We start from the raw sequence: 16,173 nt of genomic DNA, 5'->3' as shown, positions 1-16,173 counted from the left end.
CTCCTTCGGCGGGCGTGGGTTGTCCCCTCCGACGCTACGGCCCGGCACGGTCGGCGACAACGGTTCTGGACTACCGTCAGGGGATGCGATTCGGTCTGGCGATCCTGCCCGAGCACCCGTGGTCCGAGGCCGAGCCGATGTGGCGCGCGGCCGAGCAGATGGGCTTCGACCACGCCTGGACCTTCGACCACGTGACGTGGGGCGGCCTGCCCGAGTCGCCGTGGTTCGCCGCGGTGCCGACCCTCGCCGCGGCCGCCGCCGTCACCGAGCGCATCGGTCTCGGCACATTCGTGTCGTCGCCCAACAACCACCACCCGGTGCAGTTCATGCGAGAGGTGCTGGCCCTCGACGACATCTCGCGCGGACGGTTCCTCCTCGGCATCGGGACGGGCGGCGACCTCGACTCACGGATCATGGGCGAGGACCTCGCGCTGCGTGACCGCGTCGCCCGCTTCACCGAGTTCACCGACCTGCTCGACCGCCTCCTGCGTGACGACCACGTCACCGTCGACGGCCGCTACTATGCCGCCCGCGACGTGCGCACCCTCCCCGGCCCGGTCCGCGGCGGCGACACCGGCAACCGGGTGCCGCTCGTCATCGCGGCCAACGGCCCCAAGTCGATCGGCCTGGCGGTCGAGCGCGGCGACGGCTGGATGACCTACGGCGGCACCGCCGACACCGACGACGAGTGGTGGGAGCTCGTGGCCGGTCACAGCCGGAGGGTCGACACCGCCCTCGAGGTCGCCGGCCGCGACGCCGCGGGCTTCGGCCGCTACCTCAACCTCGACTCGGCTCCGACCTTCTCGCTGTCGAGCGCTGCCGCGTTCGAGGACGCCGTGGGCCGCGCCGCGGCCCTCGGCTTCACCGACGTCATCACCCACTGGCCGCGCACGACGGAGCCCTTCCACACCACCCGCGAGGTCCTCGACGAGGTCGTCGCCGACGTCATCCCCCGCCTGCGCTGAGGGCGTCGGTCGGCCGTCGGCGCACGCAGATAGCCTGCGAGGTATGCCGCCACGCCGCCGTACGCCCGTCGCCGAGGGACATGCCGCCCTCGTCGCCTGCCGTGAGGCGGGCTGGGAGGCCGACCGCCGCACCACGGCGACGGCGGTCCGCTACACGCTCGAGGAGCTCGCGACCATCGCCCCCGGCCGCACCGTCGAGGTGCGCGTCCCCCCGCATGGTGCGGTGCAGTGCATCGAGGGCCCGGTCCACACCCGCGGCACGCCGCCCAACGTCATCGAGACCGACGCGGGGACGTGGCTGCGCCTCGCCGTCGGCGACCTGGCCTGGGAGGCGGCCCTCGACGGGGCCCGGGTCCGGGCCAGCGGTCAGCGCGCCCACCTCGACGGCCTGCTTCCGCTCACCTCACTTAGGCTGGACTCGTGACCCAGCCCTCGCCGACCACCCGCCCCGAGCGTCCCCGCATCCCCAACTTCAAGCGCTTCCTCATCACGGGCGCCGTGCTGGGTTTCATCGTGGGTGCCGCCATCTCGATCGTGGGTGACGAGGTGCAGGGCTACACGACGACCACCGGCGCCCTCTACATCGGCGCCCTCGGCGCCTTCATCGGCACCGGCCTGGCCGGCGTCCTCGGCATCCTCCTCGACCGGTCGGGTCGCGACCAGTCGTGACCCCGCCGGTCGGCCACGCTGAGGGCGTGCCGGACGCCCAGGGCGCACCTGCCGCGCGCACGGGACCCCTTGCCGGCATCCGCGTCGTCGAGCTCGCCGGCATCGGCCCCGCGCCCTTCGCGGCGATGCTGCTCGCCGACCTCGGCGCCGACGTCATCCGAATCGACAGGCCCGGTGAGGGCTCGCTGCCCGTCCCGCTGTCGCCCGAGGCCGACCTGCTGCGCCGCGGCCGCCCCTCCGTCGCCCTCGACCTCAAGCATTCCGACGGTCTCGAGACGACCCTCGCGCTCGTCGAGCAGGCCGACGTGATCCTCGAGGGCTACCGGCCCGGTGTCGCCGAGCGGCTCGGGCTCGGGCCCACCGACTGCCTCGGTCGCAACCCACGCCTCGTCTACGGCCGGATGACCGGGTGGGGGCAGGACGGCCCGCTCGCCCACGCCGCCGGGCACGACATCGGCTACGTCGCCATCACCGGCGCGCTGCACGCCATCGGCCGCGCCGGCGGACCTCCGCAGGTCCCCGTCAACCTCGTCGGCGACTTCGGGGGAGGAGCCCTCTACCTCGTCGTCGGCGTCCTCGCCGCCCTCCTCGAGGCGCGCACGAGCGGCCGCGGACAGGTCGTCGACGCCGCGATCGTCGACGGCACCGCCCACCTCTCCTCGCTCGTCATGAGCCTCGTGGGCGCCGGGCTGTGGTCCGACCGCCGCGGCACCAACCTCCTCGACACCGGCGCCCCCTTCTACGACGTCTACGAGACGAGCGACGGAGGCTGGCTCGCGGTCGGTCCGCTCGAGCCCGCGTTCTATGCCGAGCTGCTGCGCCTGACCGGCCTCACCGACACCGCACCCGACCGCCTCGACCCGCGCACGTGGCCCGCCCTGCGCGCCCTGCTCGCCGACACCTTCCGCAGCCGCACCCGCGACGAGTGGACGGCTGTCTTCGAGGGCACCGACGCGTGCGTCGAGCCGGTCCTCAGCTACGCCGAGGCACCCGGCCACCACCACCTCGCCGCGCGCGGCACCTACGTCGAGCACCACGGCCTCGTCCAGCCGGCCCCGGCGCCCCGCTTCTCGCGCACCCCGGCCGCACTCGGCACCCCACCGTCCACACCCGGCGCCGACACACGCGCCGCCCTCGCCGCGTGGGGCATCGACGACGTCGACGCCCTCATCGCCTCGGGCGCTGCCTCCATGCCATGAGGCTGTTCGTCGCCGTCGTCCCTCCCGACGACGTGCTCGACGACCTCGAGGCGCACGTCGAGCCGCGGCGCGAGGCGGGCCCGGAGATCCGCTGGACCGACCGCCACCAGTGGCACGTCACCCTCGCCTTCCTCGGCGCCGTCCCGGAGGCCCGCCTCGACGACCTGACCGACGCGCTCGGGCGCTCCGCAGCACGGCGCGATCCCCTCGTCCTGCAGCTCGCCGGGGCCGGCGCCTTCCCGAACCCGTACGCCGCCCGCGTGCTCTGGGCGGGGGTGGAGCAGGTCCGCGGCGACCTCGGAGCGGTGGCGGGCGGCATACGCCGTGCGTCGACGGCGGCGGGGGCGACGCCCGACGGGACGCGCTTCCACCCGCACCTGACGCTCGGCCGCTTCCACCACCCCACCGAGGCGACCCGTTGGATCCGCGCGCTCGACGCCTGGGAGGGGCCGGCCTGGCGGGTCGACCACCTCGCGCTCGTCGAGTCCCACCTCGGTGAGGGGCGGGGGCGGCGGCCGCGCTACGAGGTGCTCGCCGAGCTGCCGCTGCGGTCGTGAACCGCGGACGAGTCGCCCACCGGCGTGTGCGACACTGGCGCTGTGGCACGTGGCGACGGTCGTTTGAACCATGACCTCATCCCCGGCGAGAAAGGCCCGCAGGACGCCTGCGGGGTCTTCGGCGTCTGGGCTCCCGGAGAGGACGTCGCGAAGCTGACGTATTTCGGGCTCTATGCGTTGCAGCACCGCGGGCAGGAGTCGGCCGGCATCGCGACCGGTGACGGCGAGAAGATCCTCGTCTACAAGGACATGGGCCTCGTGTCGCAGGTCTTCGACGAGACCGCGCTCAGCTCGCTGCGCGGCCACATCGCGATCGGCCACACGCGCTACTCCACGACCGGCGGCTCGACGTGGGAGAACGCGCAGCCGACCCTTGGCGGCACCGGCCACAGCACGCTGGCCTTGGCCCACAACGGCAACCTCATCAACACGGTCGAGCTCAAGGCCCTCGTCGACGAGCACTTCGGCGGCACCCGCATCACCGGCGAGCTCGCCCGCGGCAACACCTCCGACACCGCGCTCGTCACGACGCTGCTCGCGGCCGACGAGGACCGCACGCCCGAGCAGGCCGCCCTCGAGCTGCTGCCCAAGCTCAAGGGCGCGTTCTCCTTCGTCTTCATGGACGAGACGACGTTGTATGCCGCCCGCGACCCGTGGGGCGTGCGTCCCCTCGCGCTCGGTCGCCTCGAGCGGGGCTGGGTCGTCGCGTCCGAGACGGCGGCTCTGCAGACGATCGGCGCCGCCGTCATCCGCGAGGTCGAGCCCGGTGAGCTCATCGTCATCGACGAGGACGGCCTGCGCTCGCACACGTTCGCCGAGCCCCAGCCCAAGGGCTGCGTGTTCGAGTACGTCTACCTCGCCCGCCCCGACGCCGTCATCCGCGGCCGGGTCGTGCACGAGGCCCGCGTCGAGATGGGACGCGTCCTCGCGCGCGAGCACCCCGTCGACGCCGACCTCGTCATCGGTGTGCCGGAGTCGGGCGTGCCTGCGGCCGTGGGCTACTCGCAGGAGTCGGGGATCCCGTTCGGCCAAGGCTTCGTCAAGAACGCCTACGTCGGACGCACCTTCATCCAGCCGTCGCAGACCCTGCGCCAGCTCGGCATCCGGCTCAAGCTCAACCCGCTCGAGCACACGATCCGCGGCAAGCGCCTCGTCGTCGTCGACGACTCGATCGTGCGCGGCAACACCCAGCGAGCGCAGATCCGCATGCTCCGCGAGGCCGGCGCGGCCGAGGTGCACGTGCGCATCAGCTCGCCGCCCGTGCAGTGGCCGTGCTTCTACGGCATCGACTTCGCGACGCGGGCCGAGCTCATCGCGACCGGCCTCAAGGTCGAGGAGATCAGGGCCTCGATCGGCGCCGACTCCCTCGGCTACATCTCCGAGGAGGGCATGATCGGCGCGACGAACCAGCCCGCCGGCGAGCTGTGCTCCGCGTGCTTCACCGGGAAGTACCCCATCGAGCTGCCCGAGGACGGTCGCATCGGCAAGCACGTCCTCGAGACGCTGCCGCTGACGGTGCGCACCGGCCACGACCGCTCGGTCGACGTCGACGGGGTCACCCTCGGGGTCGGCCTCGGCGGCGAGAACGCCCTCCAGCACCCCTGACCCCGCGGTTCGATGTATTCGACGGTCACGGGTGACCGTGAGATACATCGAACCGGCAGCGTGAGGGGTGGTGCCCCGCCGCGACCTGCTGCAGGAACAGCTCGGCTTCGAGACGCAGTCCGACGACGTCGATGCGGAGCACCCGATCACCCGCCAGGACGAGAGCGTTCTGGCGAAGGTTGTCGAGCATGACGTTGAGTCCGGCTCTGTGCTGCGCGCCGTCGATCTCCACCACGAGGTCGCAGCAGCTCCACCGAACATCGAGGTAGATGCGTCCGCGAGGGCCGCGCCGGACCACCTGGCGGCTGGGTTCGGGGAGGCCCTTGAGGCGGCACAGCCGGGCGAAGTCGAGCTCGCCCAAGGACTCGACGCCGAAGGCGATGTCCCGCACGACTCCGCGGACGAACGCGCGACGCGTCCTGCCGCGGACCTCACGTTGTGCCTGGGCCAGCAGACGGGGCGTCGTGAGGTTCTGCTGGACGGCCATGAGCAGCACGAGCGCCGCCTGTCGGTCGGACACGGCCCAGTGTGCGGCCCGGATGGCAGCGACGGCAGGGCGCACGCGAGGCACGCCCACGCCCACGACCTCATCGGGGACGCGTCGGATCACCTTGTGCACCGTCACGCCGTCGACGACCGAGGTGTTGTGGTGGTGGCGGGCGGAAACGTGGATGCGGTCGTCCTCGAAGCCCTTGAGGCCTGCCGCCTGCAGAGCGGTCGCGCCGTCGATGGCCGCGATCGTCTCCCCGACCTCCCACACGCCGCGCCAGCGACGAGCGACGACGTCGAGCGGTGCAGTGTGGACCGCCACGGTCTGCCTGCCGTGCATCTGCCAGCGGCCCGACTCGACGGCTCGGCGCACGTGGATCTCGGTCATGCCCGCGCCGTACAGCTGTCGGCGGGACGCCACGCCGCCCTGCACCTCGGCGATGCGGCGAGCGAGGAGAAGCCGTTCGCGGTCCATGTCCCGAGGCTTGCCGCCATCGGACGCGCCGTCATCAGGGCGTCCTGCCCCTGTGGATGAGGGCCATGACCGGCCGACACCTGTGGACGGCCCCTCGTTCGATGTATGGCGCGGTCACGGGCGACCGTGGAATACATCGAACCGGGGAGGGGAGGGGGAGGGGGAGGACGGGGCGCCGGTAGGCTGGGCCCGTGAGCGATGCCCCCATCACGTATGCCTCGGCCGGAGTCGACGTCGAGGCAGGTGACCAGGCCGTCGAGCTGATGAAGGCATCGGTGCGGCGCGCCACCAGACCAGAGGTCGTCGGTGGCCTCGGCGGGTTCGCCGGCATGTTCGACGCGAGCGCGATCGCCCGGATGACCCGCCCGATCCTCGCCACGAGCACCGACGGCGTCGGCACCAAGGTCGCCATCGCCCAGGCCCTCGACGTGCACGACACCATCGGCTTCGACCTCGTCGGCATGGTCGTCGACGACATCGTCGTGTGCGGCGCCGAGCCGCTCTTCATGACCGACTACATCGCGACGGGCAAGGTCGTCCCGGAGCGCATCGCCGCCATCGTCGGCGGCATCGCCCGCGCGTGCGAGGAGGCGGGGGTCGCCCTCGTCGGCGGCGAGACCGCCGAGCACCCGGGCCTGCTCGAACCCGACGAGTACGACGTCGCCGGCGCCGCCACCGGCGTCGTGGAGTATGCCGCCGTGCTGGGTCCCCAGCGCGTCGCCGACGGAGACGTCGTGGTCGCCCTCGCGAGCAGTGGCCTGCACAGCAACGGCTACAGCCTCGTGCGCCGCGTCATCGCGAGCGCCGGCTGGCAGCTCGACCGTCACGTCGACGACTTCGGCCGCACCCTCGGCGAGGAGCTGCTCGAGCCGACCCGCATCTACACCAAGCCGCTGCTCGAGCTCATCGCCGCCGAGGGTGTCGACGTGCACGCCCTGAGCCACGTCACCGGCGGCGGCCTGGCCGCGAACCTCGCCCGTGTGCTCCCGACCGGCACCTTCGCCCGGGTCGACCGCTCGACGTGGACCCCCCCTGCCGTCTTCCGCACCGTCCAGGACCTCGGCCGCGTGCCGCAGGCCGACATCGAGCGCACCCTCAACCAGGGCATCGGCTTCGTCGCCGTGCTTCCCGAGGCGCAGGCGGAGCGCGCCATCGAGCTGAGCGAGGCCCGCGGTATCCGGGCGTGGCGTCTCGGTGAGGTCGCCACCGAGGAGCGGGCGCACGCCGACGGCCTCGTCGCCGGTGACGCCGAGATCGTGCGCGGCGCCAAGGGCGTCGACGGCGGCGCCGTGCAGGTCGTCGGGCAGCACCCGACCCCCTGATCCGACCGGACGCGGGCATGACGAAGCCCGCAGCACCCCGGAGGGTGTGCGGGCATCGATGCGTTACCCCGACGCTCTCGCCACGTGGGCGGGAGCCTCAGGCGCCTCGAGGGCAGCACCGATCGCGCGCCGGGTGTGAACACCCGACGCACGAGGTGCAGACGGAAGAGGAAGGCAGGCTCAGCGCCCGCCCGAGGCCCACTTCCCGTATTCGTCGTACTCGTCGTCGTCGACGGATCGTGGCTGGTTGGACACGTCGCGTTGCGACGGCCCGTGCAGCTCACGCTCCAGCGCGCTCAAGTCCGTGTCAGGTGTGTAGTACTTGAGCTGCCGTGCGACCTTGGTCTGCTTGGCTTTGGCTCGGCCGCGCCCCATGGCGTGACCCCCTCGTGCGTCGTGCCGGGACGGCATCGCTCCTCGGAGAACCGGGTGGTTCTTCGATGTCCGCGTAGCGGCCCCGGGAATGTGTGTGTTCTCGTGGTGCTAACGCTACATGAGTGAGGCAAATCCTGCGCCCGCCCCACCCCCTGATCGGCGGCGCGTCGCAGCTGCTCGAACCGGGCCGACCGGCCGGAGGTCGGTCGGGCGTTGCCCGGGAGTCCGCCAGGGACCGTCAGGGGTCGGGAACACGCTTCCGGGCGGCCGGTTGGGCGTATACACCTTGTGTCTCGGAAGCGGGACGATTTGACTCTTTTCAGTGTTTAACCGCCATTAGACTGGCCGAGACTTTACCCTTGCTTTACTGAGCCCCGATTGGGGCGCATGCGTGTCGCTGCACCTAGCGACAGGGTGGTGGGGATATGACAATGACGACTCAGGATCGACACGAGACCGAGAAGCTACTGACTCCTGCCGAGGTTGCGGCCCTGTTCCGTGTGGACCCGAAGACGGTCACGCGGTGGGCCAAGGCAGGAAAGCTGACTTCGATCCGGACCCTTGGTGGGCACCGGAGGTATCGCGAGTCAGAGGTGCGCGACCTTCTGGGTGGCGGGCACTGATCTCGGCGGAAAGTTGGGGGTAAACCGGTCAGATCGTCGGGGGAGGCGCACCACGCGGTGTTCCTCCCCCGACTGCTACCGGTGGTTGGACGTGTTGGTCAGGCCCGGCCGTGGGGGACGGGGTTGACCGTGCACACGAAGTACTTCACGACGCCGCCGTCGACGAGGGCTCCGGCGCCGATGGCTGCCTGCACCTCGTCCGCGGCGTCGAGCACTCCGTTGCCGTCGCGGTCGCCGGCCGCCAGCGCCGCGGCATACGAGCTGGTCAGCGAGACGGCGTGCACCTGCCAGCGTCCGCCGTTGTAGCCGCGGTCTCCGGGGGCCGCGGTGGCGACGCTGCGCTGCACGGCGCCGAAGCTGTAGATCGTGTCCCACGACTGCGCGGGTGCGCCGGTGCCGCTGAGGTCGGTCGGCGTCGCGACCGTCCGGTAGAGCTGGTGGTCGACGTAGAACGCTGGCCCCGACACGCCGCCCGCCTGGGCGGAGGTGCCCGCGGCGAGGGCGGGGAGAGCGACCGCGGCGACGCAGAGAGACCGGACGGTCCTGCGAGTCAGCTTGTGAGACATGGCTTTCCACCTTTCGTCCGGTCACCCTGACCGGTCCACCACCGAGTCAATCCCGTCCCGGTCGTGCGCTCCATGACGAGGTGGTTATCCGGTCCTTACGGCTCGGCGACGTCGATGGCCGGTCCTATCGTGGCGGGATGACGAACCCACCCGAGATCACCGCCATCACCCTCGGCGTCCGCGACGTCGAGCGCTCCCGCGCGTTCTACGTCGACGGGCTCGGCTTCCGCTCCGTCCTGCACCTGCCGGAGATCACCTTCGTCCAGGGTGCCCCCGGCGTGCTCCTCGCCCTGTGGGACGTCGCGCAGATGCCGAGCGAGTACGGCGACGTCGCGCACGGCTCGTCGGCGCCACCCGTGTCGCTGGGTCACAACGTCACCGAGGTGGGCCAGGTCGAGGCGTTGTATGCCGCCGCGCTGGCTGCCGGCGCGACCTCAGTCTCCGCCCCGACCGAGCGCGAGTGGGGCGGGGTCAGCGCGTGCGTGGCCGACCCGGACGGCTTCCGGTGGGATCTCGTGCACAACCCGAACTTCCGGGTCGACGCCGACGGCACGGTCCACCTGGGCGAGGCGCCTGCCTAGGCGCCGCCTCGAACCCCGTCCAGGCGAGCCCGCCACGGATGGCCGGCCGGCTGGGCGTCGACGACTCGCCGGAGCACCGCGACCTGGGCGGCACCGAGCAGTGGGAGCGCGGCCTCGAGGTCGGCGTCGTCCTTGGGGCGGGGCGAGGCGACCTTGTGGGCGAGGACGAGCTCAGGGCGCAGGTAGCGCACACCGTCGCGCTCCCAGGTGGCATCGTCCAGTGACACCACGAGCGAGGGGTCGCGCTTGAACTGCCACCGTCCGTCGACGTCCGGGTTGAGCAGGATCTCCCCGCGCCACGGGGCGAGCGCGTGCTCGCGGACCCAGATCTGGCCGGAGTCCTCGGGCACCTCCCGTCCCGGCCGCAGGTGCAGCAGGCCCGAGTCGCCGGCGGACCACAGGTGCCAGTGCGGCTCGAGGTGGGCTCGGATCGCGCCGACGTCGCGACGGAGCACCGAGACGTCGATGTCCTCGTGGTCGCGGGCCACGCCGGTAAAGGCCTCGAGGGCCCAGCCGCCGGCCACCCACCAGGGCACGTCGAGCCCGGCGAGCAGGTCTCGGACCTCGGCGGGGGTCCACGAGTGCTGCGGACCGTAGATCCGGTGGAACTCGTCCGGTGCGAGCCACTGCTGCCCGCCGGTCGTCACCTCGTCCTGCTCGTCCGCCTCCTGCTCGCCCACGACGCCACGCTAGCGCCGGCGGCTCGCCTCAGTGGCCGAGTGCGCGCAACTGGAGGCGCAGGGCGAGGCGCGTCTCGGGGTCGTGCAGGTCTAGCTCGACGACGTCGGACAGGCGCTGCATCCGGTAGCGGAGCGTGTTGGGGTGCACGTGGACACGCGCCGCAGCGGCCCGCGGGTCGCCCGGGTGGTCGAGCCACGCCGCGACCGTCTCGAGGTAGGCCGTGTGGTGGGCCTCGTCGTGCTCGCGCAGGGCGGCGACGGGGCCGAGCAGCTCCTCGGTCCAGATGCCGCCGAGGGCGCGGGCGTTGGTGACGGCGGCCCACGCGTCCTCGACCGTCGTCGTCGTGCCCGAGACGCGGCCGACGTCGCGCAGGCGCTGCACCTCGGTGGCCTCGCGTCGCGAGCGGTCGAGGTCGACGGTGCGCGAGACCCGGCCGCCGGCGCTCGCCGTGGCCGTCGGCGTGACACCCGCGACCTCCTCGACGACGCCGAGCAGCCACTCCCACGTGCCGGGGGACGCGTCCCCGGGCACGTCTCGCACGAGGGTCAGGGCGACGCCGTCGAAGATCGCGAGGAGCGGCTGGCGCCACGAGCGGCGCCGAGCAGCGGACTCCCACACGTCGAGCTCGTGCTCGGTGTCACGGGGCGCGCCCTCACCGGTCGGGTCGGTGCGCGGCCGGTGCGCACCGGCGAGCACGACGACCCGCCACGGTGCCGCCGGCAGCCAGCCCTCGGCCTCGAGCGTGTCGCCGCTCAGCACGGCCCGGAGCCGGTCGGCCGAGACCCGGCGGGCGAGGTCGGCCTGCGACCGCAGGCGCAGCAGGTGCAGGGCCACGACCGACGCCGTCTGCGCGAGCGAGCCCATGACCTGCTCGGGTGGCTCCTCGTCGACGACGGCCCAGATCGAGCCCAGCCACTCGGTGCCGGCCCGCACCGGCACGACGACGCGGGCCCGCAGGCCGCGCCCGGCCGGGACGAAGAAGGGCTCGTCGGAGCGCGCGAGCCGACGGAACACCCCGCGCCCGCGGAGGTTGGCGATGACCTCGTCGGGCACCCGCCGGCCGACGATGGTCGAGACGCGCGCCGGGTCGGCGACGTCCTGGGTCGAGGAGTAGGCGAGCACCCGCGACTGGGTGTCCTCGATGGTGATGGGAGCCGCGACGAGGGCCGCGCACGCGTCGGCAAGGGCGAAGAGCTCGTCGAGCACCGGGCCCTCCGCGCGCACCGCCGGTCCGCTCGCCGCGCGGTCGAGGACACCGCGCAGCAGCCACACGACGTGCGCCCACGACGCGTGGTCGGCGAGCTCGACGAGGCTGACGCGGAAGCGGGCCGCCGCGGCGCGCACCTGCTGGTTGCGGGCCGCGGCCCGCCGCAGCACGACGGCGCCGCAGTCGACGGCCGCCGCGCCCTCGAGCAGGGCGGCCGCCTCGGCCGGCCGCTCGACCCCGACGCCGAGGAGCAGGTCGCCGGCCTGACCGAAGACGCCCGAGCCGGGCTCGGCGAGCGTGACGTCGTCGACGGTCGGACCTCCGACGTCGACGACCACCGTGAGCAGGCCGCCGCCGAGGGTGCCGACGAGCTGTGCGATGGGCAGGCCGACCGGGGTCGTCGACGAGGTGCGGGTCGCGGACCGTCGGGTCGAGCGGGACGGGGCGGACGGCATACGACCATTGTGGCCCGTGTGGTGCTCGCAGCACAACGAGGAGCGCAAACACTGGCAGCGCAGCACCATGGGACCGCTCACGCGCGGCCCCACCATGGAGGCAAGGCACCACCCGAGCACCAGACCCAGGAGTCGATCGCATGGCCGCTGTGACCCCCGCCGGTACCCCCGTCCCCGAGCGCGTCGCCGTCGTCGGCGCCGGCATGGTCGGTCTCGCCACCGCCTGGTTCCTCCAGGAGCGTGGCGTCGAGGTCACCGTCATCGACCGCGACGGCGTGGCCGCCGGTGCGTCCTGGGGCAACGCGGGCTGGCTGACGCCCGGCATCGCGACGCCGCTGCCCGAGCCCGCCGTGCTCAAGTACGGCCTGCGCGCCGTCCTCAGCCCGAGCTCGCCGGTCTACGTGCCGCCGAGCGCGCGCCCGGACTTCCTCCGCTTCGTCACCGGCTTCACGCGCCACAGCACCATGACGGCGTGGAAGAAGGCCATGGGTGCGCTCGTGCCCGTCAACGACCTGTCGCTGCAGAGCTTCGACCTCCTCAAGGCCGGCGGGGTCGACGCCGACACCTACGAGGCGAAGTCCTTCACCGCCGCCTACCGCACGGCCGAGGAGCGCCAGACCCTCCTCGAGGAGATCGAGCACATCCACGCCTCCGGCGGGGACATCACCTTCGACGTCCTGAGCGGCGACGAGGCCCGCGCCATCGAGCCGGCCCTGTCCGACGAGATCGGCGCCGCGATCGTGCTGCACGGTCAGCGCTTCATCAACCCGGGCGCCTACGTCGCCGCGCTCGCCGACTCGGTCACCGCCCGCGGCGGCAAGATCGTCACCGGCAGTGCCGTCTCGCGCATCACCGACACCCCGACCGGCGTGCTCGTGACGAACGACTTCGGCCAGGCCGAGCACTACGACGCGGTCGTCGTCGCGACCGGCGCGTGGCTCGGCAAGCTCGCGCGGGAGTTCGGCGTCAAGCGTGTGGTCCAGGCCGGCCGCGGCTACTCCTTCAGCGTCGCCGTCGACGACCTGCCCAACGGCCCCGTCTACTTCCCGGCTGCGCGCGTCGCCTGCACGCCCGTCGGTGACCGCCTCCGCGTCGCCGGCATGATGGAGTTCCGCCAGCCGGAGGCCGCGCTCGACCCGCGCCGCATCAAGGCCATCGTCGAGTCGGCGCGCCCGCTGCTCCAGGGAGCCGACCTCGACCACCGCCAGGACGAGTGGGTGGGCTCGCGTCCCTGCACCATCGACGGGCTCCCGCTCATCGGCGCCTCGAAGAACCCCAAGGTCTTCGTCGCCGGCGGCCACGGCATGTGGGGCATCACCCTCGGCCCGGTCACCGGCCGCCTGCTCGCCGAGCAGATGGTCACGGGCCGCGCGCCCGAGCAGCTCGCGCCCTTCAACCCGCTCCGCTGAGCGCCCCCGGCAGCGCCGGGAGACACGGACAAGGCCCACCTGACGACACTCGTCAGGTGGGCCTCCGTGCGCGTCCCCCCGCGCATCGGCGGCGCGTCAGCGCGCGCCGGAGGCGGCTGCCGCCGGACCCCTCAGTGCGGCGGCAGCCGTCAACCGTGGTTCGGAGCCGTCATGCGGACCGGATTGGTGCCGATCCGAAGGCGACGTCGAACCGGTCGCACCAGATGACGACCGAGGTCAGACCCGAGAGGTCCGTACCCACCGGGACGGCGTAGTTCTGGTTGCCGTCCGTGGCCTTGAGGTCGCCGAGCGGGACGAACCGGCCGTCGTCGTAGCGATGCCAGTCGTCCCCTCCCGCAGGCTGGTCGGTCAGCCACACGACGACGTCCGGCCCGTCGCTCGTCGAGAAGCCCTCGAGCCGCAGGACCGTCGTGCCGTCGGCCAGCTCGAGCACCCGGGCCGTGCCGGAGATGGCGTGCTCCCCGTCGACGAAGCGCCCCTGCCCGACGACGCGCGGAGCCGCTGGCGCGACCGGGGGCGTATGCCGGGTGGTCGGCCCCGTGCCCCCGCCGACCGTCGTGGCGGTCGCGACGGCCACGGGGATCGGTTCGTCGACGACGCTGCGGGTGAGCAGGCGCCAGGGCTGGAAGAGCACGAGACCGACGGCCAGCGCGACGAGCCCGAGCACGACGGTGGCGGCGATCCAGGGACGTCGTGTCATGGCTCCAGTCCACCGGGTCCGGGATGTCCCGACCATGACGAGAGCCTTACGAGGTGCTGACGTCCCCACGGGCCACGCCCCGGGACGCGTGCGTCAGGCGGGGGTGAGCACGACGAGGGTGTACGCCCCCACCGAGACGGTGCCGCTGGCGGGCTGGTCGTCGAGGGGCTCGTCCACCGCGTCCACGTCATGGGTCTCGTGGCCCGCGAAGAGGGCGCTGTAGGTCGCCGCGTCGGAGTTGAAGCGGACCACCCACGGCCCGGCGGACGGCATACCCGTCGTGATGTCGCGCGCCTCGGCGCTCGCGTTGACGACGACCACGGCGACGTCGTCGCCGGAGCGCCGTGCCCAGGCGAGGGCCTTGGCCTCGTCGTCGAGGTGGAGCACCTCGAAGCCCTCCCCGCGCAGGCCACGTGAGACGCCGTCGACGTCGCGGCGCAGGTGGATGAGGTCACGGCCGAGCCGCACGATGTCGCGGAACTGCTCGGCCCGCTCCCAGTCGAGCGGCACGTCGTCGCGGAACCACTCGTCCTCGAGGAACTCCTGGCCCTGGAAGAGCATCGGGATGCCGGGCGTCGTCAGCGCGATGGCGAAGCCGAGGGTCGCGCGCTTCTGCGCCGCCCAGCCGCTCGGGTCACCCCCGTCGACCTCGTGGGGGACCCGGAGCTTGCCGTTGGCCACCTCGTCGTGGCTCTCGGTGTAGACGATCCGCCGGAACGGCTCGTCGTTGCCACGCAGGGCGTCCGCGAGCTCGGTCATCGAGCGCTCCGCGTCGTCGACGGCGGTCAGCAGCCCCCTCACCGGGTGGACGAAGCTCGTGTCCCACTGGGCGTGGAAGCCCGCGCCGCCTTCGTCGGAAGAGGTGATCGCCGGGTCGGACTGGAGGTCCTCGGCGATGAGGATCTTGTCGGGGTGCCGCTCACGGATCGTCGTCGTGATCGAGCGCATGAGGTCCCAGCCCTCGGGGAGGTCGCCGCTGCCGAGACCGTCGATGGTGCGCACGTAGAGGGTCGCGTCGAACCGGAGCCCGTCGAGGTGGAACTCCTCGAGCCACATGAGGGCGTTGTCGAGGAGGTAGGCGCGCACCTCCTCGCGGCCGTAGTCGGGGCGGGTGTCACCCCACGGGGTCGACGAGCGCTCGTCGTTGTAGAAGTAGATGCCACCCTTGCCGTCCTCGCTCCAGCCGTCGAACTGCCAGAGGGAGAGGTCGCTCGGGCCGTAGTGGTTGATGACGACGTCGAGGATGACGGCGATGCCGTGCCGGTGGGACTCCTTGACGAAGGCCTTGAGGGCGTCGGCGCCGCCGTAGCCGCTCTCGACGGCGAAGGGGTCGGAGGGGTTGTAGCCCCAGGAGTAGTCACCGGCGAACTCGGCGACCGGCATCAGCTCGATGGCGTTGATGCCGAGCTCGGCGAGGTAGCCGAGCTTGCCCGCCAGGCCACCGAGGTCACCGACGTCACCCTCGGTGGCGACGAAGGATCCGATGTGGGTCTCGTAGATGACGAGCTCGTCGTGCGGCGGGCAGCCGAACGTGTCACCGCCCCAGTCGAAGGCGTCGCGGTCGTAGACGACGGCGTTGCCGGACGAGTTCGTGACGACGCGAGCGCGCGGGTCGATCCGCATGAGGCGCTGGTCGCCGTTCGTGATGACGAACTGGTACTCGTCGCCGGGCCTCGCGCCCTCGACGTCGGCGTACCAGTGACCGTTGTCCTCGGAGACCATCGCGTGGCCGTCACCCGACCAGTCGGTGAAGCCGCCCGTCACCGCGACGGCGTCGGCGTTCGGGGCCCAGACACGGAAGGCGGTCCCGCCCTCGTGGGGCATCGACCCGAGTCCGGGGCGGTGGGCGTCGTGCTCGGACATGCGGGCTCCAGTCGGGTCGTGAGGGGGCAGCCCGAGCGTAGACCTGGCTGCTCGAACCGACCCGTGACGTACCCGATCGGCCTGCCCGGCTCGCTCGGTCGACTCGCCGCGTCAGCGCAGGTAGCCGGTGACGTCGGCGATGACCTGCACGGTGCCGGCGGAGTGGTTGACGATCGTCAGCGTGCCGGAGGTGGTGAGCCGGCCGACGAGGAGGTTGGCGACGGTCTGGCCGGCGGCGAAGTTGGCGGTGGAGCTGCCGGTGGTGGCGGTCGAGTCGGCGCTGAGGAAGCCGGCCGCCCGGGGTGAGGTGGCGGTGAGGTTGATCGCGGCGGCGGTGGCCCCGGCTGGGACGGGTGACCCGGTGACGCCGGCGACCTTGATGGTGAGCGAGGCGCCGGCGGCGATCGCGGT

18 protein-coding genes are annotated in these 16,173 nt (G+C 72.6%); 10 read left to right on the top strand and 8 right to left on the bottom strand.

Going from position 1 to position 16,173, the window contains the following annotated elements:
* Positions 1–83: 83 nt before the first annotated feature.
* Genes AB4Z14_RS15810 through purF form a run of 6 tightly spaced genes read left to right on the top strand, consistent with a single transcriptional unit; the run spans position 84 to position 4,995 of the window.
* On the top strand, positions 84–965 hold the full coding sequence (locus tag AB4Z14_RS15810) for an LLM class flavin-dependent oxidoreductase (protein ID WP_442276017.1): 882 nt from the start codon (positions 84–86) through the stop codon (positions 963–965).
* A gap of 43 nt (positions 966–1,008) precedes the next feature.
* The gene (locus AB4Z14_RS15805) at positions 1,009–1,389 is read left to right on the top strand and encodes a sterol carrier family protein (RefSeq protein ID WP_442276016.1); all 381 of its coding nucleotides are present in this window, start codon (positions 1,009–1,011) and stop codon (positions 1,387–1,389) included.
* A complete protein-coding gene (locus tag AB4Z14_RS15800) occupies positions 1,386–1,634 on the top strand; it encodes a hypothetical protein (protein ID WP_056771955.1) in 249 nt (82 codons plus the stop codon). Before AB4Z14_RS15805 ends, AB4Z14_RS15800 begins: the two co-directional genes overlap by 4 nt.
* A gap of 26 nt (positions 1,635–1,660) precedes the next feature.
* Complete coding sequence (locus AB4Z14_RS15795) at positions 1,661–2,833, top strand: CaiB/BaiF CoA transferase family protein (protein ID WP_442276015.1); 1,173 nt, start codon at positions 1,661–1,663, stop codon at positions 2,831–2,833.
* Entirely contained in the window at positions 2,830–3,390 is a 561-nt protein-coding gene (thpR, locus tag AB4Z14_RS15790) for an RNA 2',3'-cyclic phosphodiesterase (protein WP_442276014.1), read from the top strand. Before AB4Z14_RS15795 ends, thpR begins: the two co-directional genes overlap by 4 nt.
* 42 nt (positions 3,391–3,432) lie before the next feature.
* Complete coding sequence (gene purF / locus AB4Z14_RS15785; protein WP_442276013.1) at positions 3,433–4,995, top strand: amidophosphoribosyltransferase; 1,563 nt, start codon at positions 3,433–3,435, stop codon at positions 4,993–4,995.
* A 25-nt stretch (positions 4,996–5,020) separates the two neighbouring features.
* Here the strand turns inward: purF and AB4Z14_RS15780 are convergent, their stop codons facing one another.
* Complete coding sequence (locus tag AB4Z14_RS15780) at positions 5,021–5,959, bottom strand: hypothetical protein (RefSeq protein ID WP_442276012.1); 939 nt, start codon at positions 5,957–5,959, stop codon at positions 5,021–5,023.
* Between the two features lie 191 nt (positions 5,960–6,150).
* Between AB4Z14_RS15780 and purM the strand changes: the two genes are divergently transcribed.
* Complete coding sequence (purM, locus tag AB4Z14_RS15775) at positions 6,151–7,281, top strand: phosphoribosylformylglycinamidine cyclo-ligase (RefSeq protein WP_442276011.1); 1,131 nt, start codon at positions 6,151–6,153, stop codon at positions 7,279–7,281.
* Positions 7,282–7,461: 180 nt separating this feature from the next.
* Here the strand turns inward: purM and AB4Z14_RS15770 are convergent, their stop codons facing one another.
* Positions 7,462–7,656 (bottom strand): DUF3073 domain-containing protein, encoded by a 195-nt coding sequence (locus tag AB4Z14_RS15770; protein ID WP_020142456.1) that lies wholly within the window; start codon positions 7,654–7,656, stop codon positions 7,462–7,464.
* A 431-nt stretch (positions 7,657–8,087) separates the two neighbouring features.
* On the opposite strand from AB4Z14_RS15770, the gene AB4Z14_RS15765 reads away from it, so the two are divergent.
* Positions 8,088–8,279 carry a BldC family transcriptional regulator gene (locus AB4Z14_RS15765; RefSeq protein ID WP_045191048.1) on the top strand — a complete coding sequence of 64 codons (192 nt, stop codon included), beginning with the start codon at positions 8,088–8,090 and terminating at the stop codon, positions 8,277–8,279.
* Positions 8,280–8,377: 98 nt separating this feature from the next.
* On the opposite strand, the gene AB4Z14_RS15760 is transcribed toward AB4Z14_RS15765, so the two are convergent.
* A complete protein-coding gene (locus AB4Z14_RS15760; RefSeq protein ID WP_442276010.1) occupies positions 8,378–8,845 on the bottom strand; it encodes a hypothetical protein in 468 nt (155 codons plus the stop codon).
* Positions 8,846–8,982: 137 nt separating this feature from the next.
* Between AB4Z14_RS15760 and AB4Z14_RS15755 the strand changes: the two genes are divergently transcribed.
* On the top strand, positions 8,983–9,426 hold the full coding sequence (locus AB4Z14_RS15755; protein WP_056771939.1) for a VOC family protein: 444 nt from the start codon (positions 8,983–8,985) through the stop codon (positions 9,424–9,426).
* Here the strand turns inward: AB4Z14_RS15755 and AB4Z14_RS15750 are convergent.
* Positions 9,423–10,106, bottom strand: a complete 684-nt coding sequence (locus AB4Z14_RS15750) for a nucleotidyltransferase domain-containing protein (RefSeq protein WP_442276009.1) — start codon at positions 10,104–10,106, stop codon at positions 9,423–9,425. The two genes, AB4Z14_RS15755 and AB4Z14_RS15750, sit on opposite strands and share 4 nt — an antisense overlap.
* 28 nt (positions 10,107–10,134) lie before the next feature.
* Positions 10,135–11,769, bottom strand: a complete 1,635-nt coding sequence (locus AB4Z14_RS15745) for a PucR family transcriptional regulator (RefSeq protein WP_442276008.1) — start codon at positions 11,767–11,769, stop codon at positions 10,135–10,137.
* A gap of 140 nt (positions 11,770–11,909) precedes the next feature.
* Here AB4Z14_RS15745 and AB4Z14_RS15740 point away from each other — a divergent pair, with 140 nt between their 5' ends.
* A complete protein-coding gene (locus AB4Z14_RS15740; protein WP_442276007.1) occupies positions 11,910–13,178 on the top strand; it encodes an NAD(P)/FAD-dependent oxidoreductase in 1,269 nt (422 codons plus the stop codon).
* 169 nt (positions 13,179–13,347) lie between these two features.
* Here AB4Z14_RS15740 and AB4Z14_RS15735 read toward each other — a convergent pair whose 3' ends face one another.
* The 3 genes from AB4Z14_RS15735 to AB4Z14_RS15725 all read right to left on the bottom strand — a co-directional run.
* Positions 13,348–13,899: a DM13 domain-containing protein gene (locus AB4Z14_RS15735; protein WP_442276006.1), complete on the bottom strand. Its 552-nt coding sequence runs from the start codon at positions 13,897–13,899 to the stop codon at positions 13,348–13,350.
* 93 nt (positions 13,900–13,992) lie between these two features.
* The gene (locus AB4Z14_RS15730) at positions 13,993–15,762 is read right to left on the bottom strand and encodes an alpha-amylase family glycosyl hydrolase (RefSeq protein ID WP_442276005.1); all 1,770 of its coding nucleotides are present in this window, start codon (positions 15,760–15,762) and stop codon (positions 13,993–13,995) included.
* Between the two features lie 111 nt (positions 15,763–15,873).
* On the bottom strand, positions 15,874–16,173 hold a 300-nt coding region (locus AB4Z14_RS15725), incomplete at its 5' end, for a hypothetical protein (RefSeq protein ID WP_442276004.1).

This window comes from Terrabacter sp. 2TAF16 (assembly GCF_052115065.1).
In the GTDB taxonomy this organism is placed as follows: domain Bacteria; phylum Actinomycetota; class Actinomycetes; order Actinomycetales; family Dermatophilaceae; genus Terrabacter.
The sequence above is the reverse complement of the archived record's forward strand: the minus strand, read 5'-3'. Positions and strand labels throughout refer to the sequence as shown.

What these genes read in the sequence shown, in the direction of transcription:
- AB4Z14_RS15810 (WP_442276017.1), top strand. Translation starts at nt 84, where the DNA reads ATGCGATTCGGTCTGGCGATCCTGCCCGAGCACCCGTGGTCCGAGGCC.
- AB4Z14_RS15805 (WP_442276016.1), top strand. Translation starts at nt 1,009, where the DNA reads ATGCCGCCACGCCGCCGTACGCCCGTCGCCGAGGGACATGCCGCCCTC.
- thpR (WP_442276014.1), top strand. Translation starts at nt 2,830, where the DNA reads ATGAGGCTGTTCGTCGCCGTCGTCCCTCCCGACGACGTGCTCGACGAC.
- AB4Z14_RS15780 (WP_442276012.1), bottom strand. Translation starts at nt 5,959, where the DNA reads ATGGACCGCGAACGGCTTCTCCTCGCTCGCCGCATCGCCGAGGTGCAG.
- AB4Z14_RS15770 (WP_020142456.1), bottom strand. Translation starts at nt 7,656, where the DNA reads ATGGGGCGCGGCCGAGCCAAAGCCAAGCAGACCAAGGTCGCACGGCAG.
- AB4Z14_RS15765 (WP_045191048.1), top strand. Translation starts at nt 8,088, where the DNA reads ATGACGACTCAGGATCGACACGAGACCGAGAAGCTACTGACTCCTGCC.
- AB4Z14_RS15760 (WP_442276010.1), bottom strand. Translation starts at nt 8,845, where the DNA reads ATGTCTCACAAGCTGACTCGCAGGACCGTCCGGTCTCTCTGCGTCGCC.
- AB4Z14_RS15755 (WP_056771939.1), top strand. Translation starts at nt 8,983, where the DNA reads ATGACGAACCCACCCGAGATCACCGCCATCACCCTCGGCGTCCGCGAC.
- AB4Z14_RS15745 (WP_442276008.1), bottom strand. Translation starts at nt 11,769, where the DNA reads ATGCCGTCCGCCCCGTCCCGCTCGACCCGACGGTCCGCGACCCGCACC.
- AB4Z14_RS15740 (WP_442276007.1), top strand. Translation starts at nt 11,910, where the DNA reads ATGGCCGCTGTGACCCCCGCCGGTACCCCCGTCCCCGAGCGCGTCGCC.
- AB4Z14_RS15735 (WP_442276006.1), bottom strand. Translation starts at nt 13,899, where the DNA reads ATGACACGACGTCCCTGGATCGCCGCCACCGTCGTGCTCGGGCTCGTC.
- AB4Z14_RS15730 (WP_442276005.1), bottom strand. Translation starts at nt 15,762, where the DNA reads ATGTCCGAGCACGACGCCCACCGCCCCGGACTCGGGTCGATGCCCCAC.